The organism is Allobosea sp. Tri-44, from assembly GCF_004123845.1.
Classification (GTDB): Bacteria; Pseudomonadota; Alphaproteobacteria; order Rhizobiales; family Beijerinckiaceae; genus Allobosea.
In genome coordinates this window covers 134,853-159,581 of record NZ_NBDP01000053.1, presented here as the reverse complement: position 1 = coordinate 159,581, position 24,729 = coordinate 134,853, and the positions used below count along the sequence as shown (strand labels likewise).

The window sequence follows — 24,729 nt, the reverse complement described above, 5'->3', positions numbered from 1 at the left end:
CTTCAGCCCACGATCTCACCGCGGAACGCCCAGCGCGTCATCCGCCGCTCGACCAGGGCGCAGGCGGCGTACATCAGCACGCCCATGATCGCGATGGCGAAGAGGCCGGCGAAGGTCGTGGCGGAATCGTTGCGGGCGCCGGCAGAGAGCATCAGGAAGCCGATGCCGCGATTGCCGCCGACCGTCTCGGAGATCACCGAGCCGATGAAGGCGAGCGTCACCGCCACTTTCAGGCTGGCGAAGAGATAGGGCATCGCCCGCGGCACGCCGACCTTGGTCAGGATTTCCCATTGGCTCGCGCCGAGCGAGCGCATCACGTCGCGCATCTCCGGCTCGATCGTGGCGAGGCCAGTCGCGACGTTCACCACGATCGGGAAGAACGAGATGACGAAGGCGGTGATGATCGCCGGCAGCGCGCCGACACCGAGCCAGATCATCAGGATCGGCACGATCGCGACCTTTGGCACGGCATTGAAGGCGATCAACAGTGGGTAAAGGCCGGAATAGACGAAGGGCGAGGCGCCGACGGCGAGGCCGAGCAGGACGCCGAAGCCGATCGCCAGCACGAAGCCGATCGCCGTCGTCCACAAGGTCTCCAGGCAGTATTTCAGCAGGATGTCCCAGCGCAGGACCATCACCTCGAAGATGCGCGTCGGCCGGGGCGCCAGGATCTCCGGCACGTCGAAGATGATGCAGGCGAGCTCCCAGACGATCAGCAGGCCCGCCATGGCGAGCCAGGGCATGGCGACGAGCAGAAGCCGCCTCTGCGTCTCAGTCATTGTCCTGGTCCTGCCGGGAGCCGCATCAGGCATGCTCCATATGGATGCGCTCGCGCAGGTCGTGGACGATGTCGACGAACTCGGCGGTGAAGGTGGTCTCCAGCGTCCGCGGGCGGGGCAACTCGATCTTGCTGACCTTGACGATCCTTCCCGGCCGGCGGCTCATCACATAGACGGTGTCGGCGAGATACACCGCCTCGCGCAGATCATGCGTCACCAGCACAGCGGTGAAGCGCCGCTCCAGCCAGAGCGCCTGCATCACGCCCCAGAGTTCCTCGCGGGTGAAGGCGTCGAGCGCGCCGAAAGGCTCGTCGAGCATCAGGATCTCGGGCTCGTGCACCAGCGCCCGGCACAGGCTCGAGCGCTGCTGCATGCCGCCCGAAAGCTGCCAGGGAAATTTGTCGCCGAAACCACCGAGGCCGACCGAGGCGAGCAATTTCTCGACGCGCTCGATGTATTCCGCCTTGTTCCTGCGGAAGCGGCGCTTGTGCGGCTCGACCACTTCGAGCGGCAGCAGGATATTGTCGCGCGTCGTGCGCCAGGGCATCAGCGTCGGCGCCTGGAAGGCCATGCCGACCCCACGGATCGGGCCCTTGACCGGCTGGCCATGGACACGAATCTCGCCACTGGTTGGTGGCAACAGCCCGGTGACCAGCTTCATCAGCGTGGACTTGCCGCAGCCGGAGGGACCGACCACGGCAATGAACTCGCCCTTGGCGATGTCGAGCGTCGCATCCTCCAGCGCCAGCATGCGCGAAGGGCCGCTGCCATAGGCGAGGCTGACCTTGCGCAACTCAACGAGAGGTGTGTCGGGGGAAGGCGGCATAAAGAGCGTCATTCTCGGGCTTGTCCCGAGAAGCTCAGGACGAGAAAACTCCAGGAGATGGCCGGCTCAGGGCCGGCCATCGCGGCTGGACATCACGGCGCGACCATGCGCTCCGCCTTGGGCGGCAGGAACTTGTTGGTGAACACCTTGTCGGGCGCCGGCGCGGCAGGCAGGCCGAAGGCGTCGGCGACGTCGACGACCGAGCGGGCAAAGCGCGCCGGATCGACATCGCCCATGCCGTTGTCCTTCACGAAGGGCGTCAGCACGTTCATCTTCAGCGACAGGTCGAGACGCTCGGCCTCGAGCTTCTCGTCGATCAGCGGGTCGCGTTTCTTCACCGCAGCGAGGCCGACGGCCGGATTGGCGGCGACCTCCTTCCAGGCCTTCGCGGTGGCGCGCAGGAAGCCTTTGACCACCTCAGGCTTATCCCCGAAGGCCGGCGAGATGATGATGCCGTTGCCGTACACGTCCATCTTGTAGTCGGAGTAGTTGAAGGAGACGATGTCCTCCTGCTTCACGCCACGCGCCTTGAGATCGAGCACCGACGAGAAATAGTGGCCGCTGATGAAGTCGACCGTGCCCTGCACCATCGACTGCTCGCGCAGTTGCGGCGTCAGGTTGACATGGTTGACGGTCTTGGCGTCGACGCCGACCTTCTTGGCGAAGGCGGGGAAGAGCCGGAACGAGGCGTCGAACACCGGCGCGCCGAGCTTCTTGCCGGCGAGATCGGCCGGCTTGGTGATCCCGGTCTTTTTCAGCGTGTGCACGCCGAAGGGCGGAAAATCATAGGCCATGAAGACGCAGAGGATCTCCTTGCCGGCATTCTTGGCGTTGTACTCGATCAGCGAGTTCACATCGGCGAAACCGATATCGTAGGCGCCGGTGGCGACGCGCTGGACCGCACCGGCCGAGCCCTGGCCGGGATCCATGGTCACGTCGAGCCCTTCGGCCTTGTAGTAGCCCTTCTCCAGAGCCACCAGGAAGGGCGAGGTCGGCCCCTGGAACACCCAGTCGAGCGTGAACTTGACCGCGGTCTGCGCCTGCGCCGGAGACATCGCTCCCAGAGCCAAAGCCGCGGCACCCGCCAGTGCGATACGGCGGGTGAATGCCCACGCCAGACCTTCGCCGGCCGGCTGCGAGCCGGACTGCGCCCACTTCACATCACGAACCATCGAAGCCGACCCCTGCTTATGTTGTACGACGACGCTAGCGGGGCCCGGTTCGGAGTCAATCGAGAGGCCGGGGTTGTCTGCCGCTTTTTTGGGCGCGCTCATTCCTGCCGCGGGCAGGGCGCCGCCTTCCTGCTCAAGGCGGGCTCGCGCTGATGATCTTCAGCTTGAAGACATGGGGCCGGTTTGGCCGGGTCATGAAGGCGTAGTCGACCAGATCGAGCTTGTCCTGCAATTTGAACCATGGACGAAATGGCGGCCTCGGCCTGCCGATCCATGCGTCATTGCCGAGGAAGAGCAGGTCACGCGACAGCGTCTCCTCGAGCAGAAGCGCCGGATTGTCCTTGTCCCAATGGCAAACGCCGTTCTTCGGCCCGACCGGTCCGCCCTTCCAGTTCCAGGTGTAGGCCAGAGCCTTGTTGGGCTCGACCGTTTCGTTCACTTCCAAGGTTCCGGCGTGTTTGCCGTTCACGCCGTGAAACACGCTCAGGCGGTCGATTTTGACGATGACCTCCGACATGGCAAACCCTCGCGAGCTGCCCCGTCCCAGCGTCGAGCATAGACCGATCCCGGATGATCGTAAGCTGCCAGGCACAGAACATGAGCCCACGCGAGGGCGCCAGACCGCCGGCCTCATTGACGCCGCCCCTGCATATCTGCGAAACCGCCCGCTTCCCTGCCCTATCCAGCGAGACCTGAAGCCAAAATGCCCGCTTTCGACCCCGCGCTGATCGAAGCCGCCCGCGTCTCGGCCGCCTGGCCGTTCGAGGAAGCCAAGAAGCTCGTCGCGCGGCTGCAGAAATCGGGCAAGCGCGAGGCTGTGTTCGAGACCGGCTATGGCCCGTCCGGCCTGCCGCATATCGGCACGTTCGGCGAGGTCGCGCGCACCTCGATGGTGCGCCATGCCTTTCAGGTGCTGACCGACGGCGCCATCCCGACCCGGCTGATCGCCTTCTCGGACGATCTCGACGGGCTGCGCAAGGTGCCGGACAACGTCCCGAACAAGGCTCTGCTGACGCAGCATCTTGGCAAGCCGCTGACCGAGGTGCCGGACCCGTTCGGTACGCATGACTCGTTCGGACGTCACAACAATGCCCGGCTTTGCGCCTTCCTCGACCAGTTCGGCTTCGACTACGAGTTCAAGTCCTCGACCGACGCCTATCGCGCCGGCGAGTTCGACGCGACCCTGCTCAAGGTGCTGGCCCGCTTCGACAAGGTCATGTCGATCATGCTGGCGACCCTGCGCGAGGAGCGCGCCGCGACCTATTCGCCCTTCCTGCCGATCCACCCCAAGACAAGGATCGTCATGCAGGTGCCGATCGAGGCGCGCGATGTCGAGGCCGGCACCATCACCTGGACCGATCCGGCGAGCGGCGAGCGTTTCACCACGCCGGTCACCGGCGGCCATGCCAAGCTGCAATGGAAGCCGGACTGGGCGATGCGTTGGGTCGCGCTCGGCGTCGATTACGAGATGGCCGGCAAGGACCTGATCGACTCGGTCAAGGTCTCCTCGCAAATCGCCCGCGCCATCGACGGCACGCCGCCGGAAGGCTTCAACTACGAGCTCTTCCTCGACGAGCAGGGCCAGAAGATCTCGAAGTCGAAGGGCAACGGCCTCACCATCGAGGACTGGCTGAGCTATGGCCCGCCGGAATCGCTGGCGCTGTTCATGTACTCGCGTCCGCGCGAGGCCAAGAAGCTGCATTTCGACGTGATCCCGCGCGCGGTCGACGACTACCTGCAGTTCCTCGGCGGTTATGACCGGCAGGACTGGAAGAACCGCCTCGGCAACCCGGTCTGGCACATCCACGCCGGCGCCCCGCCGCAGCCGGAGGTGATCGCCACCGGCGCCGGCGACAATGCGGTGCGCACGCAGATCTCGTTCTCGCTGCTGATGAACCTCGTCGCCGTCGCGAACTCCGAGGACAAGGCCGTGCTCTGGGGCTTCCTGCAGCGCTATGCGCCCGGCATCTCGCCCGCAACCCATCCGCGGCTCGACGCTCTCGTCGGCTACGCGCTCGCCTATTTCCGCGACTTCGTGAAGCCGGCAAAGCATTATCGTCCAGCCGACGAGACCGAGCGTGCAGCCTTCATCGCGCTCGACGCCGCGCTCGCCGCGCTGCCAGCGAATACGAGCGCCGAAGAGGTTCAGGACGCAGCGCTCGATGTCGCCCGCGCCATCCCGCGCTACCAGAATCTCACCGCCAAGAATGCGACGCCTGAGCGGCCGGGCGTCTCGGGCGACTGGTGGAAGGCGATCTATCAGGTGATGTTCGGCGAGGATCAGGGCCCGCGCTTCGGCTCCTTCGCGGCAATCTACGGGATCGACAACACCCGCAGGCTGATCGCCAAGGCACTCGACGGCGGGCTGATCCGCGAGCACGAGGCCTTCCTGGCGGCGCGCCAGCCAGTCGACGCATGACCATGGCGGCGGAGGCGGTCGAAAAGGCCATCACCGGCCGCCGCGCCGTGCGCGCCTTCCTGCCCGATCCGGTCGAGCCCGCACTGGTGCGCCGCCTCATCGAACTGGCGGCGCAGGCGCCGAGCGGCACCAATATGCAGCCCTGGCGTCTGCGCGTGCTCGGCCCGCGATCGCGCGCCAAGCTGGAGAAGGCGCTGGTCGCGGCGCTCGACGATCCCTCCCCGCGCGAGGAGGAATATCGCTACTACCCTGTGACCTTCCGCGAGCCCTATCTCTCGCGCCGCCGCAAGGTCGGCTGGGATCTCTACGGCCTGCTCGGCGTCGCCAAGGGCGACCATGCCGGCATGCGCCGCCAGACCGAGGCGAATTTGCGCTTCTTCGGCGCACCGGTCGCACTGATGCTGACGGTCGACCGCGATCTCGAGATCGGCTCCTGGCTCGATCTCGGTGCCTTCGTCCAGACCATGCTGGTCGCGGCGCAGGGCCATGGCCTCGATTCCTGCCCGCAGGCGATCTTTGCCAGCTTCCACGGGGTCGTCAGGCGCGAACTCGCCATCCCGGAGAACGAGGTCGTGGTCTGCGGCATCGCGCTCGGCAAGGCCGATCCGGATGCGCCAGCCAACCGGCTCGTGCCGGAGCGCGAGCCGGTCGAGGGCTTCACCAGCTGGCTGGATTAGCCCGAGCCTGTTGGGCTCAGTACATGAAGTCCGAGGCCGAGAGGTTGATCTCGCCCACAAGCTCGATCTCGAAATCGGCCAGGCTGTCGCCGTTCACGTCGCCGGTGACGAAGGTGCTGCCGTTCGAGACCTCGTAGCGCAGCTGACCGGCCTCGCCGCTGAACCCATCCGTGCCGATGAAGACGAAATCTTCCTGCTCGGCCGTGTTGGCATCGGCGTCCATGGCCAGCTGGATGTCGTCTGCGCCCTGCGTGAAGTTGTAGATGATGTCGCGCCCGGCTGGTCCTGGAGCACTGTCGCTGGCGTTCCAGTAGAAGAAGACATCACGGCCCAGATCGCCATAGAGGAAATCCTTGCCGCCATCGCCCTGCAGCTCGTCCGTGTAGAAAAAATTGCCGGAATTGTCGCCGCCGCTATGGATCGTGTCAGAGCCGTTGCCGCCTATGAGGTAGTCGGCGCCATTGCCGCCCTGAAGCGTATCGTTGCCGTCTCCGCCAACGAGGATGTCGCGTTCGTCGCTGCCGTAGAGCGTATCGTTGCCGCCCTCGCCATAGGCGATGCCGCCGCCGAGCACGACATCATTGCCATTGCCGCCATAGATCAGGTCGTATTGCCCGCCGCCGTCGATGAGGTCGTTACCGTCGCCGCCGTAGAGCTGGTCCTGGCCTTCGCCTCCGTAAAGGCGATCATTGCCACCGCCGCCATGAATGACGTCGAAGCCGTCACCACCGGACAATGTGTCGCCGAGCGAGCCACCCGTCAGATGGTCATCGCCGCCATTGCCGTAAGCGGCCCAACTTTTCGTGATGTCGTCGGCCACCCAGGAATCGTCGCCTTCGGTGCCTTCCCAACGGTTTGGTCGAACGTTCAGGCTCATGCCTCAAGTCTCCTTGACAGCTAGCCCACCCGTTTTGATCGTCAATGATCTCCCCGCCGACAGAATTGGCGAGGGTTGCGACATCTTGATGGCGGAGGCGCAGTGTTGCCGGCACCCTCACCGCCCAGTCGAGTTGTCGCGTGCGTCAGCCCGCGACGGCGGTGTACTCGGTCTCAACCGAGGAATCGTGGAGGTGATGGTCGTAGCCGTAGATGTGGATCGAGATCGCATCCCCCGTGCCGCGATTCTGCATGCGGTGGATGTTCGGACCTGATGGCACCATGCAGGCCACGTAAGCAGCCTGGCGCTCCTGCTCCTCGGTCGGCACGGCGCGGTTCGCACCGATGGCGTGATACCAGGTCTCCGTGACCGTGCCCGAGACGACGCCGAAGCAGCACGAGCAGTGATGGTCGTGGATGCAGGTGGTTGCGCCCTCGCCCCAGACGATCGCCCAGACGCTGACCGCCTCATTGCCGGCGAGCAGGTTGCGGGTATAGCCGCCGGGCTTGCGCAGCAGCGGCAGGCGCTGGATCAGCTCGGGGATGGCGACGAGTTCGTTGAGGACAGCGCGGGCCGCAGCAAGATAATCGCGCGAGCAGGTCCCCTCATGGGTCCGCAGCGCATTCAGGACCGCCCCGCGCCGCTCCTCGCCCAGAAAGCCCTGCATTGTCCCTCATCTCCGGTCACGTCCAATGACGAGAGAATGATAGGCCGGACACAGTGGGAATGGTTTGCGATCCCCCGCTCCAAGCAGGACAAACTTAGAAACTGATACCAATCTCGATCAAGATATGAGAAAGGAATTTCTACTCGCGCATAGCGAGCGGTATTCTGTTCCGAGAGGCTCCATAGCCTGTGGTCAAGCTCGACGCCTTCGATCTGCGCATCCTCGCGCTGCTGCAAGACGATGCGAGCAAGCCATTGGCCGAGATCGCCGAGGCTGTCGGATTGTCGTCAACGCCATGCTGGCGGCGCATCCAGAAGCTCGAGGCGGAAGGCCATATCAGGCGGCGGGTCGCCCTGCTCGACCGTGACAAGTTGAAAGCTGGCGTCACTGTCTTCATCGCGGTGAAGACGGCGCGCCATACCATGGAATGGCTGGAGCGCTTCCACGCCGCCGTGCACGATTTGCCCGAGATCGTCGACTTCTACCGGATGAGCGGCGACATCGACTATCTGCTCAAGGCCTATGTCTCGGATATCGCCGCCTATGACGCGCTCTACAAGAAGCTGATCGCCCGCATCGAGCTCAGCGACGTCACCTCCATGTTCGCCATGGAGGAGCTGAAGTCGACCACCGCGATCCCGCTCGGCTTTGCAGCCGAGAGCTGATCATCTCGCCGTCATGCTCGCCCTTGTGGCGAGCATCCACGCCTTGGACACCGCATTGCCCAACCGAAGACGTGGATGGTCGGGACAAGCCCGACCATGACGGGAAGGCTTACCTGTTGATCTCGAACAGACCGGCACAGCCCATGCCGCCGGCGACGCACATGGTGACGACCGCATAGCGCGCCTTGCGGCGGCGGCCTTCCAGCAGCGCATGGCCGACGAGCCGTGCCCCGCTCATGCCGAAGGGGTGGCCGATCGCGATCGCCCCGCCATTGACGTTGACCTTGTCGGGATCAATGCCGAGCGTGTCGCGGCAATAGAGCGACTGCGAGGCGAAGGCTTCGTTCAGCTCCCACAGATCGATGTCGGAGACCTTGAGCCCATTGCGCTCGAGCAGACGCGGCACGGCGAAGACCGGGCCGATGCCCATCTCGTCGGGCTCGCAGCCGGCCGAGGCGAAGCCGCGGAAGATGCCGAGCGGCGTGAGGCCGCGGCGCCTGGCCTCCTCGGCCGACATCACCACGCTGGCCGAGGCGCCGTCCGAGAGCTGGCTGGCATTGCCGGCCGTGACAAACTTGTCCTCGCCGCGCACGGGCTTGAGCTTGAGCAGACCCTCCAGCGTCGTCTCGGGGCGGTTGCCCTCGTCCTTGGAGAGCGTCACCTGCTCCTGCCGGACCTCGCCGGTCGCCTTGTCGGTGACGGCCATCACCGCGCTCATCGGCACGATCTCGTCATCGAACAGCTGGCGCTGCTGGGCGGCAGCCGTGCGACGCTGGCTCTCGACCGAGAATTCATCCTGCGCCTGACGCGAGATGCCATAGCGCTCAGCGACGATGTCGGCGGTCTCGATCATCGACGTATAGATCGTCGGCTTGTTGGCCTTCAGCCATTCGTTCTCGGTCAGGTCACGCCGCACCACCGGCCCGACCAGCGAGATCGACTCGACCCCGCCGCCGATCGCGACCGGCATGCCATCCATCACGACCCGCCGCGCCGCATGCGCGATCGCCTCCAGCCCCGAGGCGCAGAAGCGGCTGACGGTGACGCCGGCCGATTGCACCGGGATGCCGGCGACGAGCGCACCATGGCGGGCGACATTGCCGCCGGTCGCCGCTTCCGGATAGCCGCAGCCCAGCACCACTTCCTCGACGCCTTCCGGCTCGAGCTTCGCCCGGGCCATGGCGTGCCTGATCGCATGGGCGGCCATGTCGGCGCCGCGGACCTGGTTGAAGGCGCCGCGATGGGCCTTGCCGATCGGGGTGCGGGCAGTCGAGACGATCACGGCTTCGGTCATGGCGCTTCACATCCTGTCTGGCATTGCGGCCGCGGCCGCCATTCGAACTGTTGCATCGTGTCGGGTCGCCCTCAGGCGGCCGCAGCCTTCACGCTGGAGAAGCCTTTGCCCTCGGCGGCGAGCTTGCGCAACAGCGGCGCGGGTTCGAGCGAGGCATCGCCGCTCTCCGCTGCCTGCTGCTCCAGCCGCCTGGCGATTACATCGAGCCCGACGCTCTCGGCCCAATGCATCGGCCCGCCGCGCCAGGCCGGCCAGTTGTAGCCGTTGAGCCAGACCGTATCGATGTCGCCGGCGCGCGTCGCGATACCCTCTTCGAGGATGCGCGCGCCCTCATTGACCATCGGATCGAGCAGCCGCGACAGAATCTCCTCAGCTGTGAAGCTGCGCCGTGTCACGCCCTTGCTCGCCGAAATCTCGGCGATCAGCGCCTCGACCTCGGGGTCGCGCTCGCCGCTGCGGGCGCCCTCGGGATAGCGGTAATAGCCGCGCCCGGTCTTCTGGCCGAACCAGCCGCGCTCGCAGATCGCATCGGCGACCGCCGCGCTCTTGCCGCGCGCCTTGCGGCTGCGCCAGCTGATGTCGTTGCCGGCGAGATCGGACATGGCGAAGGGGCCCATCTTGAAGCCGAAGCCGGTCAGCGCCGCATCGACCTCGTGCGGCAGGGCGCCGGCGACGAGCAGGCGCTCGGCAGCGCGGGTGCGCGCCTCCAGCATGCGGTTGCCGACAAAGCCGAAGCAGTTGCCGACCACGACTGGCACCTTGCCGAGCTTGCGGCCGAGCGCGATCGCGGTCGCCACGACATCACCAGCGACGCCGGCAGGGCGAACGATTTCGAGCAGCTTCATCACATTGGCCGGGCTGAAGAAGTGCATGCCGAGCACCTCGCCCGGCCGGCTGGTGATCGCGGCGATCTCGGCGAGATCGAGATAGGAGGTGTTGCTGGCGAGGATCGCGCCGGGCTTGGCGATGGTGTCCAGCGCGCCAAAAATCTCGCGCTTGACGCCCATCTCCTCGAAAGCGGCCTCGACCACGATATCGGCCTCTGCAGCTGCGGAAAGCCCGACCGCCGGCGTGATCAGCGCCATGCGCTGCTCGCGCACCGCCTCGGTCATCGAGCCGCGCTTGACCGAGAAGCCATAGGTGTCGCGCACGCGGGCATGGCCCTTGTCGATCTGCTCCTGCGTGGTCTCGATCAGGGTCACCGGGATGCCGGCATTGGCGAAGCACATGGCGATGCCGCCGCCCATGGTGCCGGCGCCGATCACCGCTGCGCGTGCGATCGGGCGCGGCTTCACGCTCTCGTCGATGCCGGGCACCTTCGCCGCCTCGCGCTCGGCGAAGAAGACATAGCGCAGCGCCTTGGAGCGCTCGTCGGCGAGGAGCTTCACGAACAGCGCCCGTTCGGTCGCGAGCCCCTCCGTCAGCGGCAGCGTCAGTGCGCCGCGCACGGCCTCGATCAGGGCCGCGACGTTCGGCATCTCGCCGGCCTTCGCCAGCGCATCCTTGGCCAGGGCCTCAAAGGCCTCGCGCCCGGCTGCCGTCAGCTTGTCGGTACGCTCCCCAGTCCTTGTGGGCGCTCCCTTGGCGGCCAGCTCCTGCGCCAGCACGACGGCCGCACCAACGGCGTCGCTCTCGACTAGCTTGTCGACCAACCCCAGCGCCTGCGCCTTCTGCGCCGGAATCGGCTCGCCCGAGAGCATCATCGGGAAGGCGGCGGCCGCCCCGATCAGGCGCGGCAGGCGCTGCGTGCCGCCGGCGCCCGGAATCAGGCCGAGCTTGATCTCCGGCAGGCCGAGCTTCGCGGCGGGGCTGGCGACGCGGCCATGGCAGGCGAGCGCGACCTCGAGCCCGCCGCCGAGAGCGACACCCTCGATCGCGGCGACGACCGGCTTGCCCGCATTCTCGATCGCGGCAAGCAGATCCGGCAGGATCGGTGGGGCCTGCGGCTTGCCGAACTCGCTGATATCGGCACCGGCGATGAAGGCGCGGCCCTTTGCGGCGATGACCAGCGCCCTCACGGCGGAATCGGCCATCGCCTGCGCCAGCGCATCATTGAGATCGGCCCGGAGCGCGGCCGAAAGCGCATTCACCGGCGGGTTGTCGAGTGTCGCGATGGCGATCTCGCCCTGGCGGGTCAATGTGACGGTAGGCATGCGATCTCCACCCTGTCCTGCCAGCGACGCGATCGCGCCACCCAATTAGTTGAAGCTTAAAATAATGACGGAGACCCCGCAACGCTCAGAGCCTAAGGGCTTCCTTGACCGGCGCAAGCGGCTCGCCCATCGTCTGCCGCCCGCTTCCGGCGGTAAGGACAATGAGAAGGTTTGCATGACCGAGACCGTTCTGAGCGAGACCCCGGCCGAGGGCGTCAGGCAGATCACCATGAACCGGCCCGACCGGCGCAACGCGCTCGACCGCGTCACCTATCAGGGGCTGATCGATGCGCTCGCCGCGGCCGACGCCGACGCCGCGGTGCGTGCGGTCGTGCTCACCGGCGCGGGCGGCTGCTTCACCAGCGGCAACGACATCAAGGATTTCGCCGTGGCGGCCGCGACCGGTGTCGGCGCCGAGATCGCCATCGATTTCCTGACCGCGATCTCGACGGCCAAGAAGCCGATCATCGCTGCAGCGGAAGGTTTCGCCGTCGGCATCGGCACCACCATGCTGCTGCATTGCGATCTCGCCTTCGCCGGACGGGGAGCCAGCTTCCGCATGCCCTTCGTCAGCCTCGGCCTCTGCCCGGAAGGCGGGTCGAGCTATCTCCTGCCGCTCATTGCCGGCAGCAAGCGCGCCGCAGAACTGCTGATGCTGGGCGAGGCCTTCGGCCCCGAGCTGGCGCAGGAGGCCGGGCTGATCAACGGCATCGCCGAGGAGGGCGGCGCGCTCGCAGCTGCGATCGATAAGGCCAAGGCGCTGGCGGCGCTGCCGCCGCAATCGGTCGCGCTGACCAAGGCGCTGCTCAAGCGTGGCAGCGCCGCCGCCGTGGCCGAGACGATCGCGACCGAAGCGCGCCATTTCGGCGAGCGGCTGCAATCGGCCGAGGCGCAAGCCGCCTTCATGGCGTTCCTGACCAAGCGCTGACGACACTCGCGACGCCTTCGCACGGCTGTCGCGGAAACAGCGGAACATCCTGCTCCCCGTCAGGTTGACGCACGCGCCGCCCGGCGCGGTCGTGCAAGGAGCAGGTTGTGCAGCTGAAGGTCGTCGCTACTCTCGTCTATCGCTTCGACCATGAAACGCCGGTGATCGTCGCGATCGAACCGGCGCGGTCCTCGGACCAGACCATCCTCTCCGACCGGCTGCTGATCGATCAGCCGGCCGAGCTGATCCGCGACGAGGATCCCGCCACGGGCGTGCGCCGTTTTCGCGCGGTGCTCTCCGGCCAGGTCTCGATCCAGTATCAGGGCGTGATCGACAATGGCGCGCGCCCCTTCCTGCAAGCCGGCGCGCATCAGCATGCCTGGGCCGAATTGCCGGCCGAGGTGCTGCCCTATCTGCTGCCGAGCCGCTTCTGTCCCTCCGACAGCCTGATGCGCTTCGCCCAGCGCGAATTCAGCGACATCGAGGCCGGCGGCGCCAAGGTGCTCGCCGTGGTCGACTGGCTGCAGGAGCATGTCGACTACGTCCACGGCGTCAGCAACGCCCAGACCACGGCCGAGCAGACCTTCATCGACCGTGCCGGCGTCTGCCGCGATTTCAGCCATCTCGGCATCGCGCTCTGCCGCGCCCTCAACCTGCCGGCGCGTGCCGTCAGCGTCTATGCCGCCGAGCTGAACCCACCGGATTTCCACGCGGTCTTCGAGGTCTTCCTCGACGGTCGCTGGTGGCTGGTCGATCCGACCAGGCTTGCGCCGATCGAGGGCATGGTCCGCATCGCCGCCGGCCGTGACGCCGCCGACATCGCCTTCCTGACCAGCGGCAGCCTGTGCCAATGCCTCAGCCAATGGGTCGAGGTCACGCGAGTGGAGGAAGAACCGGCCGAGGCGGCTTAGTTCCGCAAAGCCAGACGGATCCCGGCCAGCCTATTTCAGCCGCTGATTGTCGACGAACCAGGCCTTGCCGCGATAGCGGATCTCGGTCGCGCCTGCGCCGGCATCCTCGTCCACCACCACGGCCCTCGTCCTGGCGGTGAGGCGAATCGGGCAGGCCTTGCTTGCCCGCGCCCCGCTGGCACGAAGAGATGCCTGACCATATTCGCGCCACGCCGCCCAGTTCGTGCAGGCGAAAGCCTCCCGGCTGACGATCGTCATGCGCTCGGCTGCGACTGCCGGGGCTGCGAGGATCAGCACGGCAACAACGACAGCCACTTTCGACATCGGTGGCATGGCGGATTCCTCGATCGCCGCGGCACTTCAACCTGGGAGCCGCGCCACCGTCAACCGCGATGCCCGCCACAGGCTGTGCGCCAGCGCCAGCGCGAAGACGAGGGCCTGCACCACGACGATGCAAGGCCCGGTCGCAACGTCGAGATGGAAGCTCAGGATCGTGCCGAGGACGCTCGAAAACACCGCGGCAGTGACGGCAACGACGAGCATCAGGTCGAAGCGGCGCGTCGTCAGGTAGCCGATAGCCCCCGGCGCGATCAGCATGGCGACGACGAGGATGATGCCGACCGCCTTCAGCGCCGCGACGATGGTCAGGGCCAACATTGCGAGCAGGCCGAAATGCAGCGCCTTGACCGGCAGGCCGATCGCCCGTGCATGCGCCGGATCGAAGGCATGCAGCAGGAAATCGCGGCGCTTCGCCAGCATGACGCCGGCGACCGGCAAGGCGATCAGCGCCGTCTCAGCAATGTCGGCCCAGGTCACGCCGAGCATGTTGCCGAACAGGATGTGCATGAGGTGCTGGTCGCTATCGACCTTGACGAAGAGCACAAGGCCGAGCGCGAACATGCCGGAGAAGACGATGCCCATCACCGTGTCTTCCTTCACCCGACTGTTCTCCTTGAGGTAGCCGATGCCGAAGGCGCAAGTCAGGCCCGCCGCGAAGGCGCCGAGCGCCAGCGGCAGGCTGGCGATATGGGCCAGCACGATGCCGGGCAGCACCGCATGCGAGACCGCGTCGCCCATCAGCGACCAGCCCTTCAGCACCAGAAAGCAGGACAGCACGGCACAGACGAAGCCGACCATCACGGCAATCGCGAGGCCGCGCAGCATGAACTCATGCGCGAACGGGGCGAGCAGCCAGTCCTGAATCAGGCTCATGCCGCACCTCCGACGCTGGCGGCGCGGCGCGCGCCGAGGCGGCCATGCTTGGGCGCGAACAGGAATGCGAGCAGGAACAGCGCCGTCTGGAACACGACGATCAGCCCGCCGGTCGAGCCGTCGAGGAAATAGCTGGCATAGGCGCCGACCGCCGAGGTCACGACGCCCATCGTCACCGCGATCGTGATCAGCCGGCCGAAACGGTCGGTCAGCAGATAGGCGGTCGCGCCCGGCGTCACCACCATGGCGATGACGAGGCAGGCGCCGACCGTCTGCAGGGCCGCGACGGTGCAGGCCGAGAGCAGCACGAAGAACAGGATCTTGAGGCGCGTCGGCGACAGGCCGACGGCGCGCGCCTGGTTCTCGTCGAAGAAGACCAGCATCAAATCCTTCCAGCGCAACAGCAGGATGGCGAGCGAGACGAAGGCGATGATCGCGACCTGGATCACGTCCTCGTCGGAGATGCCGAGGATGTTGCCGAGCACGATCGACTGGACGTTGACCGAGGTCGGGTTGATCGAGACGATCAGCAGGCCGACGGCGAAGAAGCTGGTGAAGACGATGCCAATGACGGCATCCTCGCGCAGTTGCGTGCGCACCCGGACCAGCGCCATGGCGAGCGCCGCCAGCAGGCCGGAGAAGAAGGCGCCGGCGGCATAGGGTACCTTCAGGAGATAGGCGAGCGCGACGCCGGGCACGATCGCATGCGCCAGCGCGTCGCCCATCAGCGACCAGCCCTTGAGCATGAGGTAGCAGGACAGGAAGGCGCAGACGCCGCCGACCAGGGCCGAGACCCAGATCGCCTTGACCATGTACTGGTAGCCGAACGGTTCAAGCAGGAGTTCCATCACGGCCGACCATCCTTCCTGCCGGCGGCGGGCTTCTCATGGTCGCGCTCGCCATAGAAGACGAGCGGGCGCTCATCATCGGTGATCACGGTGACGCGCCGGTCGTCAGCATCGGCATGCAGGCTCGCGCCTTCCAGGCGGAAATGCCGGAGCGCGCCGCCAAAAGCCCGCTGCAGATTGTCCTGGGTGAAGGTCGTCTCGGTCGGCCCGGCCGCGAGCACGGTCTTGTTGACGATCACGACCTGGTCGCAGAAATCCGGGATCGAGCCGAGATTATGGGTCGAGACCAGCATCAGCCGCCCCTCGGCGCGCAATTCGCGCATCAGCCCAACGATCTGGTCCTCGGTCTTGACGTCGACGCCGGTGAAGGGCTCGTCGAGCAGGATCACCTGCCCGCCCTGCGCCAAAGCGCGGGCGAGGAAGACGCGCTTGCGCTGGCCGCCGGAGAGCTCGCCGATCTGGCGGCGGCGGAACTCCAGCATGTTGACGCGCTCGAGCGCCTGCTCGGCCGCCTCGCGGTCGGCTTTTCGCGGCAGGCGCATGAAGCCCATATGGCCGTAGCGCCCCATCATCACGACATCGTCGACCAGCACCGGGAAGGTCCAGTCGACCTCTTCCGCCTGCGGCACATAGGCGACGAGGCCGCGCTTCAGCGCCTGGCGCACCTCCATGCCAGCGATGCTGACCAGCCCCTGCGCCGGCTTCAAAAAGCCCATCAGCGTCTTGAAGATCGTCGACTTGCCGGAGCCGTTGATGCCGACCAGCGCGCAGATCGTGCCGGGGCCGAGTGCGAAGGAGGCGTCGTTCACCGCGGTCACGCCATTGGCGTAGCGGACGGTGACGCCGCTGACCACGATCGAGGGCGTGGGCTCCTGCCCAGCGCGAATCTCGGCGGCCTGCCGGTTCACTGGCCGAACCCTTTCGCAATCGTATCGACGGTGACTTCAAGCAGCTTGAGATAGGTCGGCACCGCGCCGCGCGCATCCGAGAGCGAGTCGACATAGAGCACGCCGCCATATTTGGCGCCGGTCTCGCGGGCGACCTGTTTGCTGGCCTTGTCAGAGATCGTGCTCTCGCTGAACACGGCCGGGATCTTGTTCTTGCGGACGAGGTCGATCAGCCGGCGCACCTGCTGCGGCGTCCCCTGCTCATCGGCATTGATCGGCCAGAGATAGGCTTCACGCCAGCCATAGTCGCGCGTCAGATAGCTGAAGGCCCCCTCGCTGGAGACGAGCCAGCGCTTATCGGCCGACACCTTGTCGAGACGGGCGCGCAGGGGCCCGTCCATCGCCTTGATCTGCGTGGCGTAGTCGGCGGCGTTCCTGGCATAGGTCGCGGCATTGGCCGGATCGGCCTCGCTGAGCGCCTTGCGGATGTTCTCGACATAGATCAGCGCGCTAGCTGTCGACATCCAGGCATGCGGGTTGGGCTTGCCCTCATAGGGGCCCTCCTTGATGCCCATCGGCGCGATGCCGTCGGTCACCACCGCGCTCTTCACGTTCTTCACATTGTCGAAGAATTTCTCGAACCAGCGCTCGAGGTTCATGCCGTTCCAGAGCACGAGATCGGCGGACTGCGCCTTCACCACGTCGAGCGGCGTCGGCTGGTAGTCGTGAATTTCCGCGCCAGGCTTGGTGATCGATTCGACGATTGCCGCCGTGCCCGCGACGTTCTGGGCGATGTCCTGGATCACCGTGAAGGTGGTGACGACGCGCAGGGGCTTGCCCGGCGTGGTCTGCGCGACGGCGCTCGCGACGGAACCGGAAAGACCGGCCACCAGCGTCATGGCAGCGGCAAGGGCAAGGGAATAGCGGCGCGACAGCATGATCTCTCCGATGGCGGAACGGGGGATGTCTCACGCTATTGCAAACCACTTGCATCTGTCAACGCAGTTGCAAACGAATTGCGATAAAGCAGTTTTTGCAAATGCCTCTCAGCGTTGCTACCTCTCTGGCATGAAAGGAATCGACCAGCGCGTTGAGGCGTTCGAGCTCCAGCTCCGCAAGGCGGGGCTGCGCATGACCCAGCAGCGCCGGCTGATCCTGCGCGTCCTGGCCGAGGCCGACGATCATCCCGATGCGAAGGGCATCTTCACGCGCGCCTTCGTGCACGACCCGACGCTGTCGCTCTCGACCGTCTACCGCACGATGAAGCTGCTGGAGACGCAAGGCGCGATCGAACGCCATGCCTTCGAGGATGGCGTCTCACGCTACGAGCACGCCGACCAGCAGCACCATGATCATCTGATCGATGTCGAGACCGGCCAGGTCGTCGAGTTCTCCTCGCCCGAGATCGAGGCGCTCCAGGCCAAGATCGCGGCCGAACTCGGCTACGAGATCGTCCGGCACAAGCTGGAGCTTTATGGGCGCAAGACGAAGCCGGCGCGGCGCAAGCCCGGCAAGAAGGACGCCTGACTGGCGCTTTCCGTCATGGTCGCCCTTGTGGCGACCATCCACGTCTTCCTTCGTGAGAAACGGCTTTCAAGGCGTGGATGCTCGGGACAAGCCCGAGCATGACGTCGCGGCCGCTATTCCCAGACTCACCCCGCCTTGCGCTTGTTCTGGCGGTTGGCGATCAGGTCGTCGACGACGGCCGGATCGGCCAGCGTCGAGGTGTCGCCGAGCGCGCCGAACTCGTCCTCGGCGATCTTGCGCAGGATGCGGCGCATGATCTTGCCGGAGCGGGTCTTGGGCAGGCCGGGCGCGAACTGGATCAGGTCCGGCGAGGCGATCGGGCCGATCTCGTTGCGGACATAGGAGACCAGCTCCTTCTTCAGGTCGGCCGAGGGCTTCTCGCCCGCCATCAGCGTGACATAGGCGTAGATGCCCTGGCCCTTGATGTCGTGCGGATAGCCGACGACCGCAGCCTCCGAGACCTGCGGGTGCGCGACCAGCGCTGATTCGACCTCCGCGGTGCCCATTCGGTGGCCGGAGACGTTGATCACGTCGTCGACGCGGCCGGTGATCCAGTAATAGCCGTCGGCATCGCGCCGGCAGCCGTCGCCGGTGAAGTACTTGTTCGGATAGGTCGCGAAATAGGTCTCCTCGAAGCGCTTATGGTCGCCATAGACCGTGCGCATCTGGCCGGGCCAGCTCTCGGCGATGACGAGATTGCCCTCGGCCGCGCCCTCCAGCACCTTGCCCTCGGCGTCGACCAGCTCTGGCCTGATGCCGAAGAAGGGCCGCGTCGCCGAGCCGGGCTTCAGCTTGGTCGCGCCCGGCAGCGGCGAGATCAGGATGCCGCCGGTCTCGGTCTGCCACCAGGTGTCGACGATCGGGCAGCGGCGCTCGCCGACGACGCGGTGATACCACTCCCAGGCCTCGGGGTTGATCGGCTCGCCGACCGAGCCGAGCAGGCGCAGCGACTTGCGTTTGGTCTTCTTCACCGGTTCTTCGCCGGCGCCCATCAGCGAGCGGATCGCGGTCGGGGCGGTGTAGAAGATGTTGACCTTGTGCTTGTCGATGACCTCCCAGAAGCGCGAGATCGTCGGATAGGTCGGGATGCCCTCGAACATCAGCGTCGTCGCGCCGTTGGCGAGCGGGCCGTAGAGGATGTAGCTGTGGCCAGTGACCCAGCCGACATCGGCGGTGCACCAGTAGATATCGCCGTCATGATAGTCGAAGACGTATTGATGCGTCATCGCGGTGTAGACGAGGTAGCCGCCGGTCGTGTGCAGGACGCCCTTCGGCTTGCCGGTCGAGCCCGAGGTGTAGAGCAGGAACAGCGGGTCTTCGGCCTTGACCTCGACCGGCGGGCAATGGCCCGAGACCTTGGCGGCCTCGTCATGGTACCAGACGTCGCGGCCATCCTTCATGGTGACGTTGCCGCCGGTGCGCTTGACCACGATCACCGTGGCGATGCCGCCCTTCACCTTGTCGTCGGCGGCATCGACATTCTTCTTCAGCGGCACGGCACGGCCACCGCGCAGGCCTTCATCGGCGGTGATCACGATCTTTGAATCGGAGTCCTCGATCCGGCTCGCGAGCGAATCCGGCGAGAAGCCGCCGAACACCACCGAATGCATCGCGCCGATGCGGGCGCAGGCGAGCATGGCGTAGGCCGCCTCAGGGATCATCGGCAGGTAGATCGTGACCCGGTCGCCCTTCTTGACGCCCTTGGCCTTCAGCACGTTCGCGAACTTGCAGACCTCGGTATAGAGCTGGCCATAGCTGATCTTCTTCGACTCTGAGGGGTCGTCGCCCTCCCAGATGATCGCAGTCTGCTTGGCCCGCGTCGCAAGGTGCCGGTCGATGCAGTTATAGGCGACATTGGTGGTGCCGTCCTCGAACCACTTGATCGAGACCTTGCCCGGCTCGTAGCTGACGTTGCGGACCTTCGTGTAGGGCTTGAACCAGTCGATCCGCTTGCCCTGCTCCGCCCAGAATTTGTCCGGGTCCTTGATCGAGGCCGCATACATCTTCTTGTACTTGGCGTCGTTCAGCCACGCCTTCTTGGCCCAGGAAGCCGGCACATCGTAGATCATCTCGGTCATAACAGGCGTCTCCCCAGACTTGGGCCGTCGTCGGAGCCGGTGTGCAGATCGCGACGGCCATGTCACCGCGATCCGACCGGCCTTTTCCGAGTTGGTCGCATCATAGGGCGCGAAGTCACGCCGACAAGCGCCGCGGGCTCGCACTTTCGTTGCTGCGACTTTCGGCGAGGTTGCGCAGTGCGAAAGGCGCTAAAAAGCGAGCCTATCCGGCGGTTTCGAGAGCCATTCCCGGCGGCCGGCGCGGCCCCGCCATGCGCTCGACGAACCATTCGAACGGCCCCTTGGCAAAGACCTTGCCCCATGCCGAAGCAATGACGAGCAAACCGAAATAGACCAGCGCCGCCAGGCCGATAGCGGCTGCGGGCCCGAGCCGACCATAAAGGCCAAAGCCGTAGCCGAGGAAGAGCAGAGCGCAGGCAATCGATTCGCAGATGTAGAGCGACAGCGACAACCGGCCATCGGCCTGGAAGATGCGCCCGATCCGGGCCCCGAGCGGGCTGGTGAAGACGCTCAGGCCGGCGCCGATCAGGACGAGGCTGAGCAGCGGTGGGAACACCCCGCGCAGGATCAGCTCGGCCGCAGCGAAGGCGGGCTTCATCGCACCCGGCGTCGCCACCGCCATCGCGGCATAGGCGATGTTACCGATGAGAGCCGGCAGCCAGAGCAGCCGGGCGATCGAACGGCCTTGCGCGGCAAGACTGCTCAGCGGCGTCGAGTCGAGATGGCGATAGGCCGCCATGCCCAGGAAGAACATCATCGCGACATGCGGCAGCGTGATGAACGGCGCGAGCCCATAGAACACCGCCCATTCGACCAGCCGGTAACGCGCGATCCCGAGGAAATCGCCGGAACGATGCAGGGCGACGGCGGCATCATCGCCGCCTTTCCAGCTGTCCGGCTCGATGACCCCGACGATGCCGAGAAGGGTATGGGTGAGGATGGCGAGCAGCCACATCAGCGCCGCCGCCTTGACGAGGCGCAAGGCCGACCAGCGCGCCGCCAGCGGCAGGATCAGGCCAAGCAGCGCATAGGCCAGCAGGATGTCGCCGGCAAAGAGCAGCAGCGCATGCGCAATACCGAGCAGGCCGAGTGCGAGGAGCCGCCGCCGATAGCGCGCCGGGCCGTTAGTTTCGATCTGGCGCGCCGCGCCATAGCCGAACAGGAAGGAGAAGATCAGGATGAACTTCGCCTCGAACAGCGCCTGGATCAGGAAGACCGCGAACCGGTCTAGCGCGCCGGGAAAGGCCGAGCGCCACCAGTCGCCGCCGAAGCCGAACGGCATCGCGAAGAACGGCATGTTGACGACGAGGATGCCGAACAGCGCGACGCCGCGAATCATGTCGATGGCCGGATCGCGTCCGGCCGCAGCCATTGGAGCGGGCGTCATCACGGCTGCTCCGTCAGCTTCAGCAGGGTTGCGCGCGTCGCGGCGGCATTGCCCTCGTCCAGCTTGGTGAAGAAGGCGCCGTCGACGGCGAGCCGGATCGCGATCGCAAGGCCGCGCGGCAGCCCGTCAGCGCAGGCCGCCTCGAGCCAACGCCGGTCCGCGGCAATGAGCGGCACAAGGGCGGGCGAGTCCGGCGGCAGGGCGGCGATCAGCACGCCAAGCAGCCGGTCGATCTCGTCGCCATTGGTGAAAGCGACCCCGATATAGGCGCGCAGCCAGCGGCCGGGCCGGGCCGGGCCGGCCTCGCTTTGCACCGCGTCAGCGATCGCAAGATCGGTCAGCGCGACGATGCCCTCGACCAGAGCGATAAGCAGCCGCTCCTTGTCGGGGAAGTGATAGAGGATGCCGCCCTTGCTGACGCCAGTCTCGGCTGCGAGGCGATCGAAGGTCAGCGCTTCGACGCCGCTGCCGACAATGATCGCCCCCGCCGCTTCGAGCAGCTCCGACTTCTTGCTTCGGCGCATGGCCGCACCTCCATAACTAAACCGTCCAGACGGTATAGTTATGGAATTTATCGTCAGCCCGCAAGGGGCAACTGAGCGCTACAGCCCGCCCATCTTGCAGACCAGCGCCCATTCCTCGTCGGTCACCGGCTGCACCGAGAGGCGGAAGGAGGTGACGAGCGCCATCTTGGCGAGCTTCGGCTCGGCCTTGACCGCGGCGAGCGAGACCGGCTTCGGCAAGGGCTTCACCGCCTTGAAGTCTACCAGTACCCAGGGCGGGCCCGCCTCGGTCCAGGGATAGTGCTCCTTGATGACCTCGACGATGCCGACGACCTCGAGCCCCTCATTGGAGTGGTAGAAGAAAACCTGGTCGCCCTGCTTCATCGCCATCAGGTTGAGCTTGGCGGTGTGGTTCTTCACCCCGTCCCAATGCGTGCCCTTGGCCCCGGCCTTGACCTGGTCGTCCCAGGAAAAGACCGAGGGTTCCGATTTGATCAACCAGTGCGCCATCAGCCCTCATCCTCTTCCTTCAAAGGCACCGGCGTCCGTGACGACGCCTCGCCGTTCTCATTCCAGAACCTGACCATCTCGCGCGTCAGCGCGGCATAATCCTGGGGCGAGAGCTCGATCCGGGTTTCTCCCTCGCCGAAAGGCAGGATCAGCACGAAGCGATGCGTGTCCTCGGCGCGCCGACGGCGCAATTCGATCACCCGCCCGGCGATGCGCCCCGCCAACGGCACCGGCTTGCTCTCGCTCACCAGCTCGGCCCCGGTCGTCTTGCGTACCTCGGCGATACCGCGCGCGACGCGCTTCGTCAGATCGGACCAGTCATTCGCCATTGCCGTCTCCGCTCAATTCTCCGCACGTACCGGCCGCGCCAGCAGGTCCGCGACCGCCTCGCGCACGCCGACGGTGCCGGCGATGACGCTCGCGACCGCTTCCGCGATCGGCATGTCGATCTCCTGCGCCCGCGCCATCTGGACCAGCACGGACGCCGTGAACGCGCCCTCCGCGAGCTTGCCGCCCGCGGCTTCGGTCGGCGACCTGCCCTGCCCCAGCGCCTGGCCATAGGCGAAGTTGCGTGACTGCGCCGTGGCGCAGGAGAGCACGACGTCGCCCAGCCCCGAAAGCCCCATCAGCGTCTCGGCCTGCGCGCCATGGGCTTCGCCGAAGCGGCGCAGTTCCGAAAAGCCACGCGCCACCAGCGCCGCGCGGGCGCTCTCGCCGAGCCCGAGGCCGATCGCGATGCCGGCGGCGATGGCGAGCACGTTCTTGGCCGCACCACCAATCTCGACGCCGCGCGGATCGTTGCTGTGATAGATGCGCAGCGCGGATGAATTCAGCGCCTCTGCCAGCCCCTGTGCGAGTGCAGCGTCGGAGCAAGCCAGGGTCAGCGCCGTCGGCAGGCCGCGGGCGATGTCGGCGGCGAAGCTCGGCCCGGACAGTACCGCCGGAACCGCCTGCGGCATTGCCTCGGCGATGATCTGCGTGGTGAAGCGCCCGCTGCCTTGCTCGATGCCCTTGGCGGCCGAGATCACCGGCAACCCTGCCGGCAGCGCCGGCGCGAGCAGCATCGAGGCCGCACGCAGCGCCTGCGTCGGCACGGCCAGAATCAGCGCTTCGACCTGTGCCAGCACCGCGATATCCGAGATCGGTTCGATCGCGTCGGGGAGCCTCGCGCCCGGCAATCGCGGCGCCTCGCGCTTATCGCGCAGGGTCGCCACGGTCTCCGCGTCGCGGGCCCAGAGCAGCACCCGCCGCCCAGCCCGCGCGGCGGCAAGCGCCAGCGCCGTGCCGAAGGCGCCGGCTCCCGCGACACCGATCGTCTGGTAGCGGGCTTTTCCGCTCACGCCTTCGCCCTGAGTTCGTCGAGCGGCCAGCGCGGGCGCGCCAGCGCGCTCATATCGTCGACGAGGCCGAGCCGCAGGCGCTCCAGCCCCGCCCAGGCGATCATCGCGCCATTGTCGCCGCAAAGCGCCATCGGCGGCGCGACCATCGGCAGTCCGGCCTCTGTCGCCAAGCGCACCAGACCGTTGCGGATCTGCTGGTTGGCAGCGACGCCACCGGCCACGACCAGGGAGGTCGGCTTGATCCCGGCCTCGCGGCAGGCGCGCAGGCCGGCCCGCGTGCGGTCGACCAGCACGTCGACGACGGCGGCCTGGAACGAGGCGCAGAGATCGGCGACGTCGCGATCGGAGAGCGGCGCGATCCGCTCGGCGACCAGCCGCACCGCAGTCTTCAGGCCCGAGAGCGAGAAATCCGGATTGGGCCGTCCGCTCATCGGCCGCGGGAATTCGAAGCGCTCGGGATCGCCGGCCTTCGCCTCGCGCTCGACCGAGGGGCCGCCCGGATAGGGCAGGCCGAGCATCTTGGCGATCTTGTCGAAGGCCTCGCCGACCGCATCGTCGATGGTGGTGCCGAGCCGGAGATAGTCGCCAACGCCGCGCACGGCGAGCAATTGCGTGTGACCGCCCGAGACCAGCAGCAGCAGATAGGGAAAGGCGATGTCGTCGGTCAGCCGCGCCGTCAGGGCATGACCCTCGAGATGGTTGATCGCGATGAAGGGTCGGCCCGTCACCAGCGCGATCGCCTTCGCCGTGGTCAGGCCGACCATGACACCGCCGATCAGGCCCGGCCCGGCCGCGGCGGCGACGCCGTCGATCTCGGAGGGCTTCATGCCGGCCGTCTCGAAGGCGCGCATCACGATCCGGTCGATCGCCTCGACATGGGCGCGCGCCGCGATCTCGGGCACGACGCCGCCATAGGCCGCATGGGCCCCGATCTGGCTGAGGATCTCGTTCGACAGGATCTTCGCTTCGCCGGAACGTTCGACGGAGACGATCGCGGCGGCCGTCTCGTCGCAGGTCGTCTCTATGCCCAGAACTCGCATGCTCATCGTAACGTTGGGCGGGCATCGCG

At 66.5% G+C, this 24,729-nt stretch carries 26 protein-coding genes; 6 read left to right on the top strand and 20 right to left on the bottom strand.

What is annotated here, in order from left to right; all coding sequences use genetic code 11:
* Window positions 1-2 precede the first annotated feature (2 nt).
* The 4 genes from B6S44_RS25820 to B6S44_RS25805 form a co-directional block, all read right to left on the bottom strand.
* Window positions 3-779 (bottom strand): ABC transporter permease, encoded by a 777-nt coding sequence (locus B6S44_RS25820; protein WP_129159735.1) that lies wholly within the window; start codon window positions 777-779, stop codon window positions 3-5.
* Window positions 780-804: 25 nt separating this feature from the next.
* Window positions 805-1,617 (bottom strand): ABC transporter ATP-binding protein, encoded by an 813-nt coding sequence (locus tag B6S44_RS25815; protein WP_129159734.1) that lies wholly within the window; start codon window positions 1,615-1,617, stop codon window positions 805-807.
* An 80-nt stretch (window positions 1,618-1,697) separates the two neighbouring features.
* Window positions 1,698-2,777, bottom strand: coding sequence for an ABC transporter substrate-binding protein (locus tag B6S44_RS25810; protein ID WP_129159733.1), 1,080 nt, complete (start codon window positions 2,775-2,777; stop codon window positions 1,698-1,700).
* Window positions 2,778-2,910: 133 nt separating this feature from the next.
* The gene (locus tag B6S44_RS25805; RefSeq protein WP_129159732.1) at window positions 2,911-3,294 is read right to left on the bottom strand and encodes a hypothetical protein; all 384 of its coding nucleotides are present in this window, start codon (window positions 3,292-3,294) and stop codon (window positions 2,911-2,913) included.
* Between the two features lie 186 nt (window positions 3,295-3,480).
* Between B6S44_RS25805 and B6S44_RS25800 the strand changes: the two genes are divergently transcribed.
* The gene (locus B6S44_RS25800; protein WP_129159731.1) at window positions 3,481-5,196 is read left to right on the top strand and encodes a lysine--tRNA ligase; all 1,716 of its coding nucleotides are present in this window, start codon (window positions 3,481-3,483) and stop codon (window positions 5,194-5,196) included.
* Window positions 5,193-5,873, top strand: coding sequence for a nitroreductase (locus B6S44_RS25795; RefSeq protein WP_129159730.1), 681 nt, complete (start codon window positions 5,193-5,195; stop codon window positions 5,871-5,873). The genes B6S44_RS25800 and B6S44_RS25795 overlap by 4 nt, the downstream gene beginning before the upstream one ends.
* 16 nt (window positions 5,874-5,889) lie before the next feature.
* On the opposite strand, the gene B6S44_RS25790 is transcribed toward B6S44_RS25795, so the two are convergent.
* Both B6S44_RS25790 and B6S44_RS25785 read right to left on the bottom strand, forming a co-directional pair.
* Window positions 5,890-6,750 carry a calcium-binding protein gene (locus B6S44_RS25790; RefSeq protein WP_129159729.1) on the bottom strand — a complete coding sequence of 287 codons (861 nt, stop codon included), beginning with the start codon at window positions 6,748-6,750 and terminating at the stop codon, window positions 5,890-5,892.
* A gap of 145 nt (window positions 6,751-6,895) precedes the next feature.
* Complete coding sequence (locus tag B6S44_RS25785; protein ID WP_129159728.1) at window positions 6,896-7,417, bottom strand: cysteine dioxygenase; 522 nt, start codon at window positions 7,415-7,417, stop codon at window positions 6,896-6,898.
* A gap of 188 nt (window positions 7,418-7,605) precedes the next feature.
* Here B6S44_RS25785 and B6S44_RS25780 point away from each other — a divergent pair, with 188 nt between their 5' ends.
* The gene (locus B6S44_RS25780; RefSeq protein WP_129159727.1) at window positions 7,606-8,082 is read left to right on the top strand and encodes an Lrp/AsnC family transcriptional regulator; all 477 of its coding nucleotides are present in this window, start codon (window positions 7,606-7,608) and stop codon (window positions 8,080-8,082) included.
* 109 nt (window positions 8,083-8,191) lie between these two features.
* Here the strand turns inward: B6S44_RS25780 and B6S44_RS25775 are convergent, their stop codons facing one another.
* On the bottom strand, window positions 8,192-9,376 hold the full coding sequence (locus B6S44_RS25775) for an acetyl-CoA C-acyltransferase (protein WP_129159726.1): 1,185 nt from the start codon (window positions 9,374-9,376) through the stop codon (window positions 8,192-8,194).
* Between the two features lie 71 nt (window positions 9,377-9,447).
* Window positions 9,448-11,529, bottom strand: coding sequence for a 3-hydroxyacyl-CoA dehydrogenase NAD-binding domain-containing protein (locus tag B6S44_RS25770; RefSeq protein WP_129159725.1), 2,082 nt, complete (start codon window positions 11,527-11,529; stop codon window positions 9,448-9,450).
* A gap of 175 nt (window positions 11,530-11,704) precedes the next feature.
* On the opposite strand from B6S44_RS25770, the gene B6S44_RS25765 reads away from it, so the two are divergent.
* A complete protein-coding gene (locus B6S44_RS25765) occupies window positions 11,705-12,457 on the top strand; it encodes an enoyl-CoA hydratase-related protein (protein ID WP_129159724.1) in 753 nt (250 codons plus the stop codon).
* A 107-nt stretch (window positions 12,458-12,564) separates the two neighbouring features.
* Window positions 12,565-13,368, top strand: coding sequence for a transglutaminase-like domain-containing protein (locus B6S44_RS29970; RefSeq protein WP_129159723.1), 804 nt, complete (start codon window positions 12,565-12,567; stop codon window positions 13,366-13,368).
* 30 nt (window positions 13,369-13,398) lie between these two features.
* On the opposite strand, the gene B6S44_RS25755 is transcribed toward B6S44_RS29970, so the two are convergent.
* Genes B6S44_RS25755 through B6S44_RS25735 form a run of 5 tightly spaced genes read right to left on the bottom strand, consistent with a single transcriptional unit; the run spans window position 13,399 to window position 17,253 of the window.
* Window positions 13,399-13,701: a hypothetical protein gene (locus B6S44_RS25755; protein ID WP_129159722.1), complete on the bottom strand. Its 303-nt coding sequence runs from the start codon at window positions 13,699-13,701 to the stop codon at window positions 13,399-13,401.
* Window positions 13,702-13,728: 27 nt separating this feature from the next.
* Window positions 13,729-14,580, bottom strand: coding sequence for a metal ABC transporter permease (locus B6S44_RS25750; RefSeq protein ID WP_129159721.1), 852 nt, complete (start codon window positions 14,578-14,580; stop codon window positions 13,729-13,731).
* The gene (locus tag B6S44_RS25745) at window positions 14,577-15,428 is read right to left on the bottom strand and encodes a metal ABC transporter permease (protein WP_206735243.1); all 852 of its coding nucleotides are present in this window, start codon (window positions 15,426-15,428) and stop codon (window positions 14,577-14,579) included. The genes B6S44_RS25750 and B6S44_RS25745 overlap by 4 nt, the downstream gene beginning before the upstream one ends.
* Window positions 15,428-16,336 (bottom strand): manganese/iron ABC transporter ATP-binding protein, encoded by a 909-nt coding sequence (locus B6S44_RS25740; protein ID WP_282568204.1) that lies wholly within the window; start codon window positions 16,334-16,336, stop codon window positions 15,428-15,430. Before B6S44_RS25740 ends, B6S44_RS25745 begins: the two co-directional genes overlap by 1 nt.
* Entirely contained in the window at window positions 16,333-17,253 is a 921-nt protein-coding gene (locus tag B6S44_RS25735; protein WP_282568203.1) for a metal ABC transporter substrate-binding protein, read from the bottom strand. The genes B6S44_RS25740 and B6S44_RS25735 overlap by 4 nt, the downstream gene beginning before the upstream one ends.
* A 130-nt stretch (window positions 17,254-17,383) precedes the next feature.
* On the opposite strand from B6S44_RS25735, the gene B6S44_RS25730 reads away from it, so the two are divergent.
* Window positions 17,384-17,842, top strand: a complete 459-nt coding sequence (locus tag B6S44_RS25730) for a Fur family transcriptional regulator (protein WP_129159719.1) — start codon at window positions 17,384-17,386, stop codon at window positions 17,840-17,842.
* 125 nt (window positions 17,843-17,967) lie between these two features.
* Here the strand turns inward: B6S44_RS25730 and acs are convergent, their stop codons facing one another.
* The 7 genes from acs to tsaD form a co-directional block, all read right to left on the bottom strand.
* A complete protein-coding gene (gene acs / locus B6S44_RS25725) occupies window positions 17,968-19,920 on the bottom strand; it encodes an acetate--CoA ligase (protein ID WP_129159718.1) in 1,953 nt (650 codons plus the stop codon).
* Between the two features lie 202 nt (window positions 19,921-20,122).
* Complete coding sequence (locus B6S44_RS25720) at window positions 20,123-21,307, bottom strand: DUF418 domain-containing protein (RefSeq protein ID WP_129159717.1); 1,185 nt, start codon at window positions 21,305-21,307, stop codon at window positions 20,123-20,125.
* Window positions 21,307-21,831, bottom strand: coding sequence for a TetR/AcrR family transcriptional regulator (locus B6S44_RS25715; RefSeq protein WP_129159716.1), 525 nt, complete (start codon window positions 21,829-21,831; stop codon window positions 21,307-21,309). Before B6S44_RS25715 ends, B6S44_RS25720 begins: the two co-directional genes overlap by 1 nt.
* 78 nt (window positions 21,832-21,909) lie before the next feature.
* Complete coding sequence (locus tag B6S44_RS25710) at window positions 21,910-22,320, bottom strand: EVE domain-containing protein (protein ID WP_129159715.1); 411 nt, start codon at window positions 22,318-22,320, stop codon at window positions 21,910-21,912.
* The gene (locus tag B6S44_RS25705) at window positions 22,320-22,649 is read right to left on the bottom strand and encodes a hypothetical protein (protein WP_129159714.1); all 330 of its coding nucleotides are present in this window, start codon (window positions 22,647-22,649) and stop codon (window positions 22,320-22,322) included. The genes B6S44_RS25710 and B6S44_RS25705 overlap by 1 nt, the downstream gene beginning before the upstream one ends.
* Before the next feature lie 12 nt (window positions 22,650-22,661).
* On the bottom strand, window positions 22,662-23,660 hold the full coding sequence (locus tag B6S44_RS25700) for an NAD(P)H-dependent glycerol-3-phosphate dehydrogenase (RefSeq protein WP_129159713.1): 999 nt from the start codon (window positions 23,658-23,660) through the stop codon (window positions 22,662-22,664).
* Window positions 23,657-24,700, bottom strand: coding sequence for a tRNA (adenosine(37)-N6)-threonylcarbamoyltransferase complex transferase subunit TsaD (gene tsaD / locus B6S44_RS25695; protein ID WP_129159712.1), 1,044 nt, complete (start codon window positions 24,698-24,700; stop codon window positions 23,657-23,659). Before tsaD ends, B6S44_RS25700 begins: the two co-directional genes overlap by 4 nt.
* Window positions 24,701-24,729: the final 29 nt, after the last annotated feature.

Bases quoted from the DNA above. Each gene is read 5' to 3' on its own strand.
- B6S44_RS25820 (WP_129159735.1), bottom strand. From the start codon at position 779: ATGACTGAGACGCAGAGGCGGCTTCTGCTCGTCGCCATGCCCTGGCTC.
- B6S44_RS25815 (WP_129159734.1), bottom strand. From the start codon at position 1,617: ATGACGCTCTTTATGCCGCCTTCCCCCGACACACCTCTCGTTGAGTTG.
- B6S44_RS25810 (WP_129159733.1), bottom strand. From the start codon at position 2,777: ATGGTTCGTGATGTGAAGTGGGCGCAGTCCGGCTCGCAGCCGGCCGGC.
- B6S44_RS25805 (WP_129159732.1), bottom strand. From the start codon at position 3,294: ATGTCGGAGGTCATCGTCAAAATCGACCGCCTGAGCGTGTTTCACGGC.
- B6S44_RS25800 (WP_129159731.1), top strand. From the start codon at position 3,481: ATGCCCGCTTTCGACCCCGCGCTGATCGAAGCCGCCCGCGTCTCGGCC.
- B6S44_RS25795 (WP_129159730.1), top strand. From the start codon at position 5,193: ATGACCATGGCGGCGGAGGCGGTCGAAAAGGCCATCACCGGCCGCCGC.
- B6S44_RS25790 (WP_129159729.1), bottom strand. From the start codon at position 6,750: ATGAGCCTGAACGTTCGACCAAACCGTTGGGAAGGCACCGAAGGCGAC.
- B6S44_RS25785 (WP_129159728.1), bottom strand. From the start codon at position 7,417: ATGCAGGGCTTTCTGGGCGAGGAGCGGCGCGGGGCGGTCCTGAATGCG.
- B6S44_RS25775 (WP_129159726.1), bottom strand. From the start codon at position 9,376: ATGACCGAAGCCGTGATCGTCTCGACTGCCCGCACCCCGATCGGCAAG.
- B6S44_RS25770 (WP_129159725.1), bottom strand. From the start codon at position 11,529: ATGCCTACCGTCACATTGACCCGCCAGGGCGAGATCGCCATCGCGACA.
- B6S44_RS25765 (WP_129159724.1), top strand. From the start codon at position 11,705: ATGACCGAGACCGTTCTGAGCGAGACCCCGGCCGAGGGCGTCAGGCAG.
- B6S44_RS25755 (WP_129159722.1), bottom strand. From the start codon at position 13,701: ATGCCACCGATGTCGAAAGTGGCTGTCGTTGTTGCCGTGCTGATCCTC.
- B6S44_RS25750 (WP_129159721.1), bottom strand. From the start codon at position 14,580: ATGAGCCTGATTCAGGACTGGCTGCTCGCCCCGTTCGCGCATGAGTTC.
- B6S44_RS25745 (WP_206735243.1), bottom strand. From the start codon at position 15,428: ATGGAACTCCTGCTTGAACCGTTCGGCTACCAGTACATGGTCAAGGCG.
- B6S44_RS25735 (WP_282568203.1), bottom strand. From the start codon at position 17,253: ATGCTGTCGCGCCGCTATTCCCTTGCCCTTGCCGCTGCCATGACGCTG.
- B6S44_RS25730 (WP_129159719.1), top strand. From the start codon at position 17,384: ATGAAAGGAATCGACCAGCGCGTTGAGGCGTTCGAGCTCCAGCTCCGC.
- acs (WP_129159718.1), bottom strand. From the start codon at position 19,920: ATGACCGAGATGATCTACGATGTGCCGGCTTCCTGGGCCAAGAAGGCG.
- B6S44_RS25720 (WP_129159717.1), bottom strand. From the start codon at position 21,307: ATGACGCCCGCTCCAATGGCTGCGGCCGGACGCGATCCGGCCATCGAC.
- B6S44_RS25715 (WP_129159716.1), bottom strand. From the start codon at position 21,831: ATGCGCCGAAGCAAGAAGTCGGAGCTGCTCGAAGCGGCGGGGGCGATC.
- B6S44_RS25710 (WP_129159715.1), bottom strand. From the start codon at position 22,320: ATGGCGCACTGGTTGATCAAATCGGAACCCTCGGTCTTTTCCTGGGAC.
- B6S44_RS25705 (WP_129159714.1), bottom strand. From the start codon at position 22,649: ATGGCGAATGACTGGTCCGATCTGACGAAGCGCGTCGCGCGCGGTATC.
- tsaD (WP_129159712.1), bottom strand. From the start codon at position 24,700: ATGCGAGTTCTGGGCATAGAGACGACCTGCGACGAGACGGCCGCCGCG.